This is a genomic window from Mycobacterium sp. 852013-51886_SCH5428379, assembly GCF_001665575.1.
Classification (GTDB): domain Bacteria; phylum Actinomycetota; class Actinomycetes; order Mycobacteriales; family Mycobacteriaceae; genus Mycobacterium.
The window spans coordinates 1-15,051 of record NZ_LZSU01000034.1 but is presented as its reverse complement, the minus strand read 5'-3'; the positions used below and the strand labels follow the sequence as shown (position 1 = coordinate 15,051).

General features: G+C 69.8%; 14 protein-coding genes. 5 read left to right on the top strand and 9 right to left on the bottom strand.

Annotated features, from left to right (window positions below; genetic code table 11):
* Positions 1-79: 79 nt before the first annotated feature.
* From eccCb to A5757_RS13665, 6 genes are read right to left on the bottom strand one after another with little or no spacing between them, the layout of a single operon-like run.
* Positions 80-1,894, bottom strand: coding sequence for a type VII secretion protein EccCb (gene eccCb / locus A5757_RS13690; RefSeq protein ID WP_066835001.1), 1,815 nt, complete (start codon positions 1,892-1,894; stop codon positions 80-82).
* Entirely contained in the window at positions 1,891-4,122 is a 2,232-nt protein-coding gene (eccCa, locus tag A5757_RS13685) for a type VII secretion protein EccCa (protein ID WP_066834999.1), read from the bottom strand. The genes eccCb and eccCa overlap by 4 nt, the downstream gene beginning before the upstream one ends.
* Positions 4,122-5,609 (bottom strand): type VII secretion protein EccB, encoded by a 1,488-nt coding sequence (eccB, locus tag A5757_RS13680; RefSeq protein ID WP_066834997.1) that lies wholly within the window; start codon positions 5,607-5,609, stop codon positions 4,122-4,124. The genes eccCa and eccB overlap by 1 nt, the downstream gene beginning before the upstream one ends.
* Positions 5,610-5,613: 4 nt before the next feature.
* The gene (gene eccA, locus A5757_RS13675; RefSeq protein WP_066834995.1) at positions 5,614-7,338 is read right to left on the bottom strand and encodes a type VII secretion AAA-ATPase EccA; all 1,725 of its coding nucleotides are present in this window, start codon (positions 7,336-7,338) and stop codon (positions 5,614-5,616) included.
* Entirely contained in the window at positions 7,331-7,765 is a 435-nt protein-coding gene (locus A5757_RS13670) for a YbaB/EbfC family DNA-binding protein (RefSeq protein WP_156618390.1), read from the bottom strand. Before A5757_RS13670 ends, eccA begins: the two co-directional genes overlap by 8 nt.
* A 39-nt stretch (positions 7,766-7,804) precedes the next feature.
* Positions 7,805-8,650, bottom strand: coding sequence for an ESX secretion-associated protein EspG (locus A5757_RS13665; protein WP_066834993.1), 846 nt, complete (start codon positions 8,648-8,650; stop codon positions 7,805-7,807).
* A 418-nt stretch (positions 8,651-9,068) separates the two neighbouring features.
* On the opposite strand from A5757_RS13665, the gene A5757_RS13660 reads away from it, so the two are divergent.
* Together A5757_RS13660 and A5757_RS13655 are read left to right on the top strand one after the other, a co-directional pair.
* On the top strand, positions 9,069-10,298 hold the full coding sequence (locus A5757_RS13660) for a MinD/ParA family protein (protein ID WP_066834991.1): 1,230 nt from the start codon (positions 9,069-9,071) through the stop codon (positions 10,296-10,298).
* Positions 10,299-10,417: 119 nt separating this feature from the next.
* Positions 10,418-11,332 (top strand): MPT63 family protein, encoded by a 915-nt coding sequence (locus tag A5757_RS13655; RefSeq protein WP_066834988.1) that lies wholly within the window; start codon positions 10,418-10,420, stop codon positions 11,330-11,332.
* A 55-nt stretch (positions 11,333-11,387) separates the two neighbouring features.
* Here A5757_RS13655 and A5757_RS13650 read toward each other — a convergent pair whose 3' ends face one another.
* Together A5757_RS13650 and A5757_RS13645 are read right to left on the bottom strand one after the other, a co-directional pair.
* The gene (locus A5757_RS13650; RefSeq protein WP_066834987.1) at positions 11,388-12,281 is read right to left on the bottom strand and encodes a hypothetical protein; all 894 of its coding nucleotides are present in this window, start codon (positions 12,279-12,281) and stop codon (positions 11,388-11,390) included.
* Positions 12,282-12,387: 106 nt separating this feature from the next.
* Positions 12,388-13,125 (bottom strand): hypothetical protein, encoded by a 738-nt coding sequence (locus A5757_RS13645; protein WP_066834986.1) that lies wholly within the window; start codon positions 13,123-13,125, stop codon positions 12,388-12,390.
* 278 nt (positions 13,126-13,403) lie between these two features.
* Here A5757_RS13645 and A5757_RS13640 point away from each other — a divergent pair, with 278 nt between their 5' ends.
* On the top strand, positions 13,404-13,697 hold the full coding sequence (locus A5757_RS13640) for a WhiB family transcriptional regulator (RefSeq protein WP_066834985.1): 294 nt from the start codon (positions 13,404-13,406) through the stop codon (positions 13,695-13,697).
* Positions 13,698-13,843: 146 nt separating this feature from the next.
* Here A5757_RS13640 and A5757_RS13635 read toward each other — a convergent pair whose 3' ends face one another.
* A complete protein-coding gene (locus A5757_RS13635) occupies positions 13,844-14,122 on the bottom strand; it encodes a DivIVA domain-containing protein (RefSeq protein WP_066834984.1) in 279 nt (92 codons plus the stop codon).
* 87 nt (positions 14,123-14,209) lie between these two features.
* Between A5757_RS13635 and A5757_RS13630 the strand changes: the two genes are divergently transcribed.
* Complete coding sequence (locus tag A5757_RS13630; protein WP_066834983.1) at positions 14,210-14,671, top strand: EVE domain-containing protein; 462 nt, start codon at positions 14,210-14,212, stop codon at positions 14,669-14,671.
* Complete coding sequence (locus A5757_RS13625) at positions 14,668-14,970, top strand: GNAT family N-acetyltransferase (RefSeq protein ID WP_066834982.1); 303 nt, start codon at positions 14,668-14,670, stop codon at positions 14,968-14,970. Before A5757_RS13630 ends, A5757_RS13625 begins: the two co-directional genes overlap by 4 nt.
* Positions 14,971-15,051: the final 81 nt, after the last annotated feature.

The window sequence follows — 15,051 nt, the reverse complement described above, 5'->3', positions numbered from 1 at the left end:
TACACATCCGTCACCCGACGCATCCCCCGAACCTTTGCTAGCGGCGTGGCTCCCACGTTGCTGCGGCTCTTGTTAGATACTAACCGCCCCCCAGAGGTGGTGCGAACACATCTTTTGCCGGGGGCTCCTCAGGGGGGTCCTCGGGAGGGTCGACATAGGCGGCCTGAACCACTTCCTTGCCGTCCGGGGAGGCCAGCAGCGCCTGGCCGGGCGGACGTTTCCGGAGCTTGATCTCGGCGGACGGGAACTCCGTCTTCTCCCCCGACAGGAACAGTGTCGGGGTACCGGCGCCGTAGGCCGCACCGACGAACTTGTCCATCGTCGCGCGGTGCGCCTGGCTCATCTGACACGTCACCACGATGTGCAGACCGATGTCCGCGGCCGCGGGCAGCAGCGGGGCCAACGGCGCCATCGGCGACAACATGCCGGACGCGGCGACGATCATGTGCCAGTCGTCGACCAGCAACACGATGTCCGGGCCCGTCCACCACGACCGCGACCGCAGCTGCGCGGTGGTCAGATCCGGCGGTGGCAGCCGCTCCTTGAGGTTCTGGGCCAGCGCCTTGATCGCCACCTCCAGCGAGGCGTGGTTCCGGTTCACCGCCCCCGCGGCCAGCAGATGGCTCTGCGGGACCGCGTCGAGCAGCGCGGACCGGTAGTCGGCCAGCATGAACCGCACCTGCTTGGGGCTGTTGCGGGCGCAGATCGCCTTCGCCACCGCGTGCGCGATCGTCGTCTTGCCGGATTTGGGCGCCCCGAAGATCAGCAGATGCGGCGTCGAGTGCATCTGGTTGTACGCCACGCTCAGATCGGACTCCCGCAACCCGAGCGGCACCGTCCACCGGGTCCGGTAGTCGGCGTCGGGTGTGGGCGGGTGCGGATCGATCTCGTGCAGGTAGACGCGTTCCGGCAGCACCCGCACCTGAGGGGCGCGGTCGGTGTGCTGCGAGGCGATGTAGGACACCGCGGCCGACATCGCCGGCACGATGTCCGCGGAGCTGTGCACCCCGTCGAGGCGGGGCACGCCCATCATCAGGTGATGCTTCTCCAGCGAGACCGCCCGGCCGGGTCGGTTGGCGGGGATCTCGCGGGTGATGCGGTCGATCTGGGTCTCGTTCACGTCGCCGAGCCGGAACTCCACCTTGGTGCCGAGGTAGTCGCGCACCCGGGACTTCAGCTCGGTCCACCGCGGCGTGGAGATGACGACGTGGACGCCGAACGCCAACCCCTGGCCGGCGAGATCCTGCACCACCGGTTCCAGGTCGGGGAACTCCGCGACGAACGCCGGCCAGCCGTCGATCACCAGGAAGACGTCGCCGAACGGGTCCGCCGCGGCCGGATTGGCCGGGTCCTGCCGCATCTGCCGGTAGGACGCGATCGACCCGACGCGGAACTCCTTGAACGTGCGCTCGCGCTGCCGCAGCACGGCCTTGACCTCGGCGACCACGCGGTTGACCCGGTCGGGTTCCGCGCGGGTCGCGACACCGCCGACATGCGGCAGGTCCTCGAGGTACATCAGGCCGCCGCCGCCGAGGTCGACGCAGTAGAACTGCACGTCGCGCGGCGAGTGGGTGGCCGCCGCGGACAGCATCAGCGTCTGCAGGAACGTCGACTTGCCGGTCTGCGGCGCCCCGCCGACGGCGATGTTGCCGCCCGCCGACGAGACGTCGACGCCCCACACCTCCTGCCGGTGGCGGCGCGGTTCGTCCATGATGCCCAGGCCGAACCGCAGGGGCCGGCGCTGGTGGTCGCGCTCGACGAGTTCGTTGACCGGGGTCGGGTCGGTCAGCGGCGGCAGCCACATCCGGTAGGCGCGGATCTCGCCGGTGGTCAGCTGATCGAGCACGACCTCCCGCAGCACCTTCTGTTCCGCGGCCTGCCTCGGGGCGGTCACTGCGTCACCGCCGTGTCGAACACTGGCGTCGCGGTGAAGCGGTGGATGCGCACCTTGTTCGTCGACGTGGCCCGCGGTTTCGCCTCCCCGTCCTCCTGGACGGGTTTGGTCGGTTCGTAGGGGGTGCCGGTGTAGACGCTGTGGAACTTGACCGGATCCTCCATGCCGACCCGCAGGAAGCCGACCCCGCTCTCCTTGTTGGTGATGTACTGCGCCTCCGGCGTGCCGATCACCGCCTTGGACTCCGCTGAACTGGTGGTGCGCAGCGCAATCCGGTACGTCAGGTTGGGTTCGAGTTTGTCGATGCGCACACCGCCGGTGTTCAGCGACTGCGTGGCCAGCAGCAGGTGCACGCGCAGCGAGCGGCCCACCCGGCAGATCCGGTCGAACAGCCCGATGAAGTCGGGGTGGTTCTGCAGCAGCTCGGCGAACTCGTCGACGACGACGAACAGCGTCGGCAGCGGCGGCAGGTCGGCGCCCCGTTCGCGATGCTTCTCGTATTCCGCGACGCCGGACAGGGCGCCCGCGGCGCCCACCTGGATGCCGGCCTGGCGCAGGATGGACTGCCGGCGGTCGAGCTCACCGGTCAGCACCTCACCCATACGACTGACCAGCTCGGCCTCTTCCTCCATGTTGGTGACCACCGCCGCGGTGTGCGGCAGCTTCTCCATACCGAGGAAGGTCGAGCCGCCCTTGAAATCGGTCAGCAGGAGGTTCACCTGGTCGGGGTGATGGGTGGCGGCCAGCGACAGGATGAGGGTGCGCAGGAACTCGGACTTACCGGAGCCGGTGGTGCCGATCAGCATCCCGTGCGGACCGGCGCCGAACTCGGCGCCCTCCTTGATGTCGAGGTACATGATGTCGCCGGTCTTGAGCTCGTGACCGAAGGGGATCTTCAGCCGGTCGCGGTCGGTGTCGCTGAACATCCGCCACCGCGCCGGGGTCACCTCCTCGATCGTCTGCGCGCCGACCAGCTGGTGCCATTCGGTGGCGACCTTCTTCTGCACGCGGACGTTCTTGTCGATGATGGTGCCGGTGATCGACCAGCCCGCGAGCTTGCGCGCGATGCGGCCGGCCTGGCCGGGTGTCATCCGGTCGGTGGTGTCGGTGACCAGACGGAACGACTGGTTGGGCAGCCGATCGTCGGCGGTACCGTCCGCGGCGACCCGGATCCGGTACACCGACCCGTTGTGGTTGCCCAGCGTGAGGACGGTGACGCCGGCGCGGCCGTCGACCGGGAATCCCGCGCGGCCGCCGGTCAGGTCGATCACCACGACGTACGGACCGCCCGGGGCCGCGTCGGCGGTATGCGGTCCGCGCGCGGTCAGATCGGACAGCCCGTCGGGCCGGGTGAACACCATGCGGGTGGGGCCCGCGGCGTCGGTGTCGGTCTGGTGCTGCACGTGCGGCAGCCACTTGACCCAGCTCCAGTCGGAATCCTCGGGGTTGTCCATCAGCACCCGCATCTGCAGCAGGTCCGGCGGATGGAACACCGCGAGATGGCAGATCATCGCCCGCAGCAGCGCGGCCGCGCCCGCCTCGTCGCCGCCGATGGCGACGGTCGGAAAGGTGCGCAGCTGAACGAGTTTCGGGCAGTCGTGGATCAGACCGTGGGTCCGCAGGAACTTCGTCACCCACATGTGGCTGACCGGTTCCAGGTGCGGCTGCGGTGCGGCCTGCGGACCGGCGAGGTCACCGGTCACCGACGGTTTGAGTAGCCGGTCGACGGCGGCCTCGGCGCCCAGCCCGATGCGGACCGCGGCGTAGAAGTCGTTGTTGGCCTGCCGCGACCACTGCCGGTGGGTACCGATGATCGAGAGCAGATCGTCCGGATGCGGGGCGTGGTAGTTGAAGAAGGTCACCTGGGCGGCCGCCGACGACGTGACGCGGGTGCGCAGCCCGGCCAGGTACCGCAGGTACTCCTTCCGGTCGGCGTTGATCTCCGGGACCTTCTTACCGCCCGATCCGCCGCCGGCCATGAAACCGACGGTGCCCATGATCATCATCAGCGGCATCATCAGCATGTACGGCGACAGCTGACGCACGCCGGTGAAGATCATGATCGCGATCATCCCGAGCATGCAGCCGCCCATCACCCAGGGCAGCGCCTTCTGCATCCCCGACGGCGGGATCTCGACCCCGAGGTCGTCGGGCGGGGTGACGGTGATCTCCCCCGGCGTCAGCCGAGGCCCGCGTTTGGTGATCGGGGTGTACTTCTTGGTCGTCATCAGCCGCCTCCCCCTGGACCGGATGCCGGTTGCGCACCGGCGACCCCCGCGGGATCACCGGCCCTGCGGGGCTCCGGATTGCCGGGCAACGTGTCGTGCTCGAGCAGCGCCGCCTGTTTGGACAGCACCGGACCGTCCACCAGCAGACTGACCACCTGCCAGGGCGCGGTCTGCGGACCGGTCAGCCCGAGGCTCTTCGCGGTGTCCTCGTCGGGGATGCCGTAGCGGACCCCCTGCGGATCGATGTAGTAGAGGCTCTCGCCGTAGCGCGGATCCGGGGACTGCAACCGGATGAACTGCCCGCCGTCGACGTAGACGGTCGAGTCCCCGGTGATCTGGTCGATGCCGCTGCCCAGCGCCGACACTGCGATCGGGAGCCGCCGGCCGGCGATGATCGTGGTCTTGGGCGTCTGGTCACCGGCGACCCGCTGCCACGACCAGCACAGCGTCGGATCCTCCTCGCGCAACAGGATGTCGAGCGCCTTGTCCGGTAGCGGTGATACGTAGACCTGTTCGGGGATACGTGCCACCACACTGGCCTCCACCATCGGCGGCTCGACCAGCCCGTAGGAGTTGGTGGCGCGCAGTGCGGCGGCGGTGGTGTCGTTGACGCGGGCCACCCCGTCGGGCAGCACCACGTAGTGCTGCTGTTCGTCGGACTCGGAGACGGTGACGAACACCGAGCCGATGACCAGGTTCGGCGCCAGCCCCGAGGCGTTCGGTTCACCCGCGCGCGGGATGAGCGGCAGCTGCCACGGCCCGGCGTTGGGCAGCGCGTTGAACAAACCCTCCGAGATCGGCGTCGCCCTGGCCGTGACGGGGATGCCGACCGCGGAGGTGACCGCCCGGTCGGCCATGTTGATCGCATGCCGGCCGCTGTCGGTGACCAACCAGGTGCCGCCCTTGAACGACACCAGCATCGCCTGGTCGGGGCGCACGGGGCCGACGGTGGCGTCGGTCACCACCGGCCGCACCAGCACCGAGGTTTCGACGGTGGGCACCGCACTGTCCGGCTTGGTCACGGTGTCGCACAGGGTCCACATGGATTCGGCCGCACCGGAGACGGGGGTCGCGTAGGGCGCTCCCGGGATTCCGATCGGCTGCCCCTTCGTCAGCTGCGCGAGCTCCTCGGACTTCACGGCCACCGGCGTTCCCGCGTTGCCGAGAACCAGGCGGGCGGAGGTGAGGTTGTAGACCGGCCGCAGTTCACCGTTGTCCGGCATGACGACGTAGAGCTGGTTGGTCGACCGGTCGACGAGCAGGGTGTCGCTGCCGCGCTTGCCCAGCGGTTTGAAGTAGGCCAGCAGCGCGGCGCCCAGGCAGATCAGGACCGCGATGATCATGCCCGCCATCACCGCGCGGCTGTAGAACTGCAGCGGATCGTCGAACATCCGGGTGTCGCGCCGCACGATCGCGTGCTCGACCCGGCGCAGCAGGAAACGCCAGCCGCTGACCTGGACCTTGGTGGTGAGACGGAAGCCGGCCATCTGCTCACCCGCTCACATTCAGTCGGGCGTGCACCGAGGCGATCGCCGCCGCCATGTCGTCACCGCTGATCTCGCTGAGCTGGTCGACGCCCAGGTTTTCGAAGTCCAGCGACCGGGCCAGCCGCATGTCGCGCGCCTGTTCGCCGGCCTCGACCAGCTGCCGGGCATAGCGACCGTTGCCGGCGATGTCGAGCGCCGGCTTGTCGCCGAGCGAACGCTGACTCAACAGCGTCGCGGCCTCCAGCACCCGCTTGGCCGCCTCGTCGCTGACGATCGAATCATTGGCCTGCGCAATCACTTTCGCGATATCGACGATCTCCTCGGCCGAGTAGGAGTCGAACTCGATGCGGTTGGCGAACCGGGACCGCAGACCGTCGTTGACCTCCAGCAGGCGGTCGATGTCGGCGCTGTAGCCGGCGATGATGACCACCAGCCGGTCGCGGTCGTTCTCCATGCGGGCCAGCAGCGTGTCCAGCGCCTCGGTGCCGAACGGGTCGGTCCGCCCGTCTCGTTCCTGCACGAGCGTGTACGCCTCGTCGATGAACAGCACGCCGCCCACGGCGCGGTCGATGGTGCGGGCGGTCTTCACCGCGGACTGACCTTCGTACTCGGCGACGAAATCCTTGCGCGAGGTCTCGACGAGTTTCGGTTCGGCGATCACCCCGAGTCCGGCCAGGATGTTGGCCACCACGCGCGCGATCGTCGTCTTGCCGGTGCCGGGCGGGCCGGTGAAGATCATGTGCTTCGACGTCTGCGCGACCTTCATCCCGCGAGCGGCGCGGATCTTCGCCATCTGCGTGGCGGCGCGGTACGCCTCGATCTGCTCCTTGACCCGGCTCAGCCCGATCTGCCGATCGAGTTCGGCCTGCGCCTCGGCGAGCAGCCGCTCCCGGCCCGAGGTGTCGGCCATGACGCTGGCCGGATCCCACGGGTCCGTGCGGGCGGCGATCTTCTCGGGTGTGGTGGTCACCAGGCGGTAGTTGGGGTCGCGCGACGCCGCGGTGACCCTCGGCGCGGGATGGTTGGCCTGCAACCACTCCAGCAGCACCATGGCCGAGTCCTCATTGCCCTGGGCCCGGCGCGCCATCGCGAGATACCAGGCGATCGCCGGCGCACATGCCTGGCCCACCGCGGTGTTGTTGGCCTCGGTGAGCTTGCGGTCGGCCTCGGTGAACAATCCGAGGTTCGCGGCGGCCACCCCCTGGGCGACACCCGCGGCGGCCGCGAGGAACTTGTCGGGCCAGGCCTCCGCGCCGCGCACCTGCTCGATGACGTCGGTCCAGCGCTCGCCATAGGCGTAGATCACCGCGCGTACCCAGGACACCAGGTGTTCGGCGCCCGCCGCGGGGGCGTCGTCGAGTGCCTCCATCGCGTCGGCGTGGTTGCCCTCGGCCGCCTCACGCACGGCGAAGCCGAGCGTGAGCGCCAGCGGGGACAGGACGGGGTAACTGATGTCGGCGCCGAAGATGCCACCGATCGGGACCCTCGCGCCCACGGCGTTCATGGTGACTTCCGCCGAACCGGCCAGCCGTCCGAAGTTGGACCGCGAGAACCAGGCCCGGAACAGCGTGACCCGCTCCCGGTCCCCGCACCGGATCCGCCCGACCCACGCGTCGCACGCGGATTCGTCGTAGTTGGTGATCTCGGTGAACAACTCGTAGGACCGCGCGGGCGCCGTCGGGAGCATGCCCACCGCGCTGCCGAACAGGGCGGTCAGATGATCACTCATGGGTACCTGCATACCTGCTCGAGAACACCTCGGTGCGCCGTGTCCAGGCCTGTTCCGGGGTGGGCAGATCGAGATCTCGCTGCAGGAACTCGCGGGTCGCATGGTCGTCGTGACCCTGTTCGCGCATCCCCTCCAGCATCGTCACGTACTGCGCCGACTTGGCGTCCTGGGAAGCCAGTCCGGCTATCACCACTATCTCCTCCGCGAGCTCTCTCTCGGTCATCTCCGCCACCCGGCCGGACAGGTCGACCCGTTCGATGTGCCCGTCTGGGTGCGCGCTCACCGTCACGCTCCCCATCGGGTTCGACACGGCGAACCGCGGCTGTCGGACGTGGCCATCGCCGGCTGCCAACTCGATGGTGCCGAGTTCGACCGCGTCGAGCGCGTCGAGGTCGGACACATATCCGTCCGCCCCGACGTCCGGCATTTCGTCTCCAAGTGCGTCACCCGCCATGGAGGGCCCCACTCAGTCGGCGTTCGCGGCGTCGGCCTGTTCGAACCACGCCTTCGACGGGAGGAATTCGAGTAGCCCGTCGAGGGCGCGCTGCAGGTTCTCCTGGGTGCCCGGGAGGAACGAGCCGTAGAGCTCACCGCTGACCCGCCGGGGAATCGAGACGATGCGTCCGTGCCGGGAGTCCAGGACGCCCGCCGCGACGGTCGCGGTGGTCTGGGTGCCGCCCGGATGACGCTCGGTGGCGGTGATCTCGACCCAGCTGGCGGGCTCGCTGATGATGTCGGCGTAGGCCCGCGCGGAGTTCAGCGCGATGCCGTGCCCCTGCAGTTGTTCGGCGGAACGGCATTCGGCCAGCTTGCTCGCGACTCCGGTGAGCGGTTCCACGTCGGCCGGCGGCGCGCTGCCCAGGACGGTGGTCACCATGTTGGCCAGCCCGATCTGCGGGGCGACGCGCTGCAGTACCAGCATGTCGCCGTCGCGCGCCGCGACCACGTGCCGGTCGCCTTTGCGGCAGACGACGAAGCGCACCATCTTCCCGCCGAGGTCGCGGCGCCACCACCGGCCCTCGAGCACCCGGTCGGAGCGGCTGAGCGTGTCCACCATCGCGGCGACCTCGGGATGCGGTTCGCCGTAGAAGTTCAAAACTCCTTGCGCGGTCAGGTCGCGCGCCACCTGCTCCCAGACGATCTCGCGCAGATCGGGTTGGGGGATGTTGAGCCGGATGCCGAGCGCGGGTGGGAAGTCAGAAGTGTGCAGCCGGTCGGCGATGACCAACATGCCGTCGATCGTGACCTCCACCCCCACGACGTCGTCGTAGTGGGTGGCGTGCGAGGTCGAAGCGCCGACCGAGTTCGTCATGACTCCCCCTCACCACACTTCGTCCGATGGACAGCGACGTCCGGGTCCCCGCGGCGCCCGACCCGTGGCGCCAGTTTGCCGAGCGCGGTGAACCGGGTCGACGAGCGGGGGTGCGGCATCGACACCGGATGCGAGCCTACCAGCGCTGGGGCGGGTGTCCCGGCGGCGATTTCCGGCCCCGACGGCGCCATACCCCGAGCCCTCAGACGGTTCTCAGCAAGTGCCCAGCGGTGCTGCTGGCCCGATCACCCGTTCGAAATCCGGAAGTAGCGAACACGGGCGTCCGCGGATCCGGTGGCGCCGGTCCGGCGTGATCGGTCTCCCCGACGCACCCGCGAGGGTCGGGCCGGTGCGGTCCGGGAACCGGCCCGGATGCGGGGCGCCGCTTTTGCTGCCGGGCGTGGCCGATACTGGGGTGATGACCGACCGCGATGACGCCCTGAGCAGAGACACCGGCCGGCCGGGCCCGGATCCGTACGACGACGACGCCGACACCGGTCCGTCGATGCCGGTGATCACCCCGGACACCCCCACCGTCGTCCATGAGGCCCTCCGGCCGCGCGGTAGCTTCCGGGAGCCGAACCCCGGCGACCCGCATTACGGCGCACCGCCGCCCCCGCCCTGGCAGTCGCACCGGGCGCCGGGCCCGCCGCCCGGCCAGCCCTATCCGCAGCAGCCGCCCCACCCGCCCCAGCCGCCGGCGTCGTACGCCGACGTCATCCGTCCCGAACAGCTGATCCGGCCGCAGCGCACCCCACCCGCCCGTGGGTGGCGGCGGTTCGTCCACCGCGTCAGCTTCGGGCTGATCAATCCCGGTCAGTCGCCGGAGGAGCTCCGCCAGATCGCGCTGGAGAACCGGGTCCGCGGTGTGCTGCGCGGCCATTACAAGATCGGCGTGATGGGTAAGGGGGGAGTCGGCAAGACGACCGTCTCCGCCAGTATCGGTTCGGTCTTCGCCGAACTCCGCCAGGACGACCGCGTGGTGGCCATCGATGCCGACACCGCGTTCGGCAAATTGGGCAGCCGCGTCGATCCCAGGGCTCAGGGGTCGTACTGGGAGCTGGCGTCGGATCAGCATCTGGAGTCGTTCGCCGACATCCGCAGTCGGGTCGGCAACAACTCCGCCGGATTGTTCGTGTTGGCCGGCGAGACCTCGCCCGCCCGCAGGCGGGTCCTCGACCCGGCGATCTACCGCGAGGCGACCACCCGGCTGGACAAGTACTTCTCCCTCTCGATCATCGACTGCAGCTCGACGATGGACTCGCCGGTCACCCAGGAGGTGCTGCGCGATCTCGATGCGCTGATCGTCGTGTCGTCGCCGTGGGTGGACGGCGCCGCGGCCGCGGGGCAGACGCTCGACTGGCTCGCCCATCGCGGCATGACCGGGCTGCTGCAACGAACGGTGGTGGTGCTCAACGACTCTGACGGCCACGCCGACAAGAGGACGCGGTCGATCCTGGCGCAGCAGTTCTCCGGACACGGGCAGATCGTGGTGGAGGTGCCCTTCGACGGACAGCTGCGACCGGGCGGGGTGATCGACGGGACGCGCGCCATGACACCGGCCACCCGGCGCAAGTTCATCGAGATCGCCGCGGCGCTGGCGGAGCACTTCCCGGTCACCGACGACCGGTCGCGGGAACGGGGCTGACTTCGCTCCGCGGTCGGCTACGAGGGTGTCCAGCAACGTGCAGGTTTGTTACGTTGGCGTTTGGGGCACCTCGTGACCCGGGGGATTTGGGCCGTCAGACGACTCAGGAGTGAACCGACTTGAAGAAGACCACGATTCTCGCAGCAACAATTGCCGCCGCCGGCGCCGTGGCCGCGGCACCGATCGCCGCGGCCGAGGTGGGCGCCGCACCCGTAGGCCCGCAGACCACCGAACTCGGCAAGCAGGCCGAGCTCGTGACCGGTGCGGTCACCCAGGGCTGGACCGTCAGCGGGTTGCAGCCCAGCTCGGACCCGATTCCGTACCAGGTGCGCGGCACCCTGTGGGAGGCCACCGCCACCGACCAGGCGATCGCGGGGTCGGCACAGCCGATCGTGTCGAACTTCAACGCCCGCGCCGCTGACGGGCAGACCTACCGGGCGCTGTTCCAGGTCGCCACCCCGCAGGGCGTCAACCCGGGCGCCATCGCGCAGGGCCAGCAGACCAGCGGCAAGCTGTACTTCGACGTCACCGGCGCGCAGCCCGACAGCGTCGTCTACAACGACGGCGCCCAGGACCTGCTGCTGTGGGTGAAGCCGGCGGCCACGCCGTCGACCTCGGGTTCGGGCGCCACCTCGTCCTATCCGGCCTCGTCTTACCCGGCGACCACCGCCGCACCGCAGGGTTCGGACGCCGCTGCGGCTCCGGCCGCCGCGGGCGCTGAGGCGGCCGTGCCGGGCGCACCGGTTCCGGCCTCCGCCGAGGTCGCCCCGGTTCCGGGTAGCACCGGCACGCCGATCGCTGAAGGCAGCGCGGGCACCCCGGTCCCGGCGGGAAGCGCCGGTACGCCGGTTCCCGCGGGTAGCTCGGGTACGCCGATCCCGGCGGGCACCCAACCCGCCCCGGCTGCGCCGCCGGCCGCTCCGCCTGCCGCCCCGGCTCCCACTGCGGCGCCGCAGCCGGTGAGCAACGCCGATCCGGCGGAGGTGCCGCACTACGTGCCGGCGCCCACCACCACGGCGGTGCCGCTGCCCTGACGCAGCACATCTCTTGCATGGGCGGGGCCGGTCTCACCGGCCCCGCTTCTGCGTTTCAGGAGTGCGAGCTCCACCAGAGGTAGAGCTGATCGAGGTTCGGTCCCTGCGGGCCGGCCTGGGCCACCACCACCAGCGACTCGTCGACGTTCGTCCACGCCACCACCGGCCGATTCTGCTGGATGCCGCAGAACAACACACCGCTGACCTGCTGCGGAGTGGCGTTGCGACGCCACGGCCCCGGCGACTGGATGTTCCCGGGACAGTTCACCCGGGTCGACCCGTTGACCACGGCGTTGAAGGCGGCGTCGAGCGCGCCGCCGCCCTCGGCGACCGTGTACGTCGACGACACCGGTCCGCCCGGGTCGGTGTTGGGTCCGCACCGTGCGGCTGCCCGCGCGCCTGCGGGTGGCGCCACCGTCTCGCAGGCGCCGGAGCGATAGCCGGCCGGGAGCATCCCCAGCAGCCGCGCCTCGGCCGCCGCGTCGGCGGTAGGAGTGGGCAGCCTCGGTGTGTCAGTCGTGGTCGCGGGCGCCGCTGTGTCGTCACCACCGGACGGTAGGACGAGCCAGACGAGCAATCCGACGACGAGGATGCCCGCCACGGCGGCGGCGGTCAGCCAGATCGGTTTCTTCGACGGCGGCGGCGCCACCTGCGGACGCGGCACGACCGGGGGCGGCGCGTGGCTGTATCCCGACCAGCCCTCTGGGGGCGGCGGCGGGGGTGGTGTCACGGCTTGGCCCGCGTCGATGCCCGCGTCGATCGGCGGTGCGGGGTCGTGCTGCTCAGGTGCGACGACCGGTTCCGGTTCGGGTTCGAAGACCGGCTGGTCGATCGGCTCGGCGACGGGTTCGGGCGGGGGCTCGGGGGGCGGGCCCGCTGCGGTGTCGTCGGCGGGGACGGGTTCGGTGGCCCACGGGTCCGACTCGGGCGGCGGCGGCGGCCACGTCATGTCCGCACCTCCGCGTACTCCGTGCTCACCTGGCGCCCCTTTTCGGTCGGTGTGTCCGGAGATGACAGTAGTGGCCGCGGCGTGCGCGGGTGGCTACGGAACGGCATCAGTCCAGCTGTCCGATCAAGGTGTCGATCGACCTCGCGACCGCCCCGTCCACCGGCGACTCAGCCTCCACGCGGATGATGTCGTCGCTGGAAACGCCTGCGGCCTGGGCGGTTTCGTCGACGGTCAGGTTGGCCCGCCGGCGGGCGGCGTAGAGCCGCTGGCCGAGCGTCGCGCCGGGGGCGGTCGCGCTGAGCGTGGTGAGCTCGTCGATACGTCTGCGCACCGAGCTGAGCGCCTTGATCAGCGCCGGGGTGACCTTGCTGATGCGTGCGGCTCGGGCGGCGACCGCCTCGAGCTGGCGGAGGTCGGCCAGGATCGACGTCACGCGCGGCACGAAGTCTGGGTCGTCGACCGGCGGCAGGGTCTCGGCGACGGCCCCGAGGGTGTGCACGGCCGTGACGACCGCCTGCGCGATGAGGGGAACTTCGTCGTCGTCGTCTGGTGTCGCGGGCGGGGGGTCGGCTGGGCGGGCGACCGGATCGCCCTCGCGCAACCGCGCGATCGTGCCCTGCGGCCACTGGAGCACCTCCTCCAGTTTCGAGCGGGTCCGTTCCCGGGGCCAGCTGCGCCCCTTCTCGAACGCGATGAGCGCACCGGCGTTGATGATGCCCTCGGCCGCCAGATGGCGTTGGCTGATGTTGAGCTCCCGGCGGCGGGCCGCCGCGGCGGCGCCGGCGCGGACCATTCCGGGGTCGACGGCGACGACGCTCGCGCCGACGGATTCCCCGCTGGTCATGGACGTTGCCGATCCTTGCGTGCTCGACGGATTGTTGGGCTCGATTCTAACCGTGGACCGCTGCAGCGCTACGACTTGGGGCATCCGATTCGGTGTCATTGCTACGGTCGTCCTGGCACCCAACCGTTGCATAACTACGTTTATGGGTGCAGTTCAGGTTCAAATTGCCGTCCTCCGGCTCCATGCCGATCCATAACCGTTGCATCGCTACGGTTCATGTTATAGATTCTGCGGCAACGCGCGGAGCGCACGCCCGCCCGGTACGCAGAGGAGTCCTCATGAACAACGTCACCTACCTGGAAACGCCGGTCGGCGCCTGCACGCGCGACCCCGAACGCTGGACGACCACGGCCGACGACGAGGCCAAGGCGATCTGCCGCGGCTGCCCGCGCCGGTGGATGTGCGCCCGCGACGCCGTCGAACTCCCGCGCGCCGAAGGCCTGTGGGCGGGCATCGTGATCCCCGAGGCCGGCCGCGGGCGGACCTTCGCCCTCAAACAGCTGCGCAATCTCGCCGAGCGCAACGGCTACCCGATCCGGGCGATCCGCCGGGTCTTCCCCGAATCGGCCTGACCTCACGACAGCTCAGGAATAGCTGGGCGCATCCCTCGGTTATGTGATGCGACGGTGCCGGGCATGCCCCGGGCTCCAACCACATTCGTCGCTTCGAGCGACCACTCGCCGAGAGGCGCCATGGCGGCACCGTCCCTACTTCCCCCTCAGCGGTCGTCCATCGCGGCGACCGCGTCGGCCACCGCGGCGAGATAGCCGTCCACCTGCTCGATGTCGTATCCGCGCTTGCCGATCGGTGCGCGCGGGAGTCGCACCCCGCGCACGTCGTCGGCGCAGAGATAGCCGCGCCCCTCGAGGCGGCGCACCGCGAGCGCCAGGAAGTCATGCACCGGCTTCGGGTCGTATCCGCGCTTGTTCCACGGTGGTTTCGCGAAGACGGCGGCGCGAACATCCTCGGCGGTCAGCACGTCACGGGGTCGGCTCATCACCGTGATGCTAGGCCGATGGAGTTATCCACAGGGGCGTAGTCGGCGGGGCCGGATCTGTCGGCGACGCGACCTAGCGTTCGAGACATGACGAACTGGATCAACACCGTGAGCCGCGACCATGTCCTGCTCGGCGTCCGCGGACGCTTCACCCAGGCGGGCCACGGCAAGGCAGAACCGTTGCGCCGCGTGGCCCGCGGCGACTGGATCATCTTCTACTCCCCCCGTCTCGAATATCCCGACGGCGCACCACTGCAGGCGTTCACCGCCATCGGGCAGGTCGTCGACGACGAGCCGTATCAGGCGGAGCTGTCCGCCGACGTCATGCCTTGGCGGCGCAACGTCGATTTTCTCGCCTCCACCGAGACGCCGATCCGTCCCCTCATCGACGACCTCGAGTTCATCGAGAACAAGCAGCGCTGGGGCTACCGGTTCCGGTTCGGCCTGTTCGCGATCGGCGATTCCGATTTCGCGCGGATCCGCGGGGCGATGACGGGTACACCGGTGGGGGCCAGAACCATCGGACAGACCATCGAGGAGACACTGTGACCACCGACAAGACCGGCGCATCCACCACCGTCACCGCGGAGAGCGACCGCTTCACCATCGGCGTCGAGGGCGACACCGTCGGCTTCGCCGAGTTCACCGATCGCGACGGCCGGCGCATCTTCACCCACACCGAGGTCGACAAGCAGTTCGAGGGCAGGGGGCTGGCCACGATCCTGGTCGGCGAGGCGCTGCAGCAGACGCGCGACGCCGGTATGCGCATCGTGCCGGTGTGCAAGCTGGTCGCCAACTATGTGGAGAAGCACGACGAGTTCGCCGATCTCGTCGACCCCGCCGGATAGGGTCGCGTCAGTGTCAGGGTGGGGTGCCGCGTATTGCGGTGGTTGGATTCCTGATCACCTGGTGTCTGGCTCGTAGGGTCG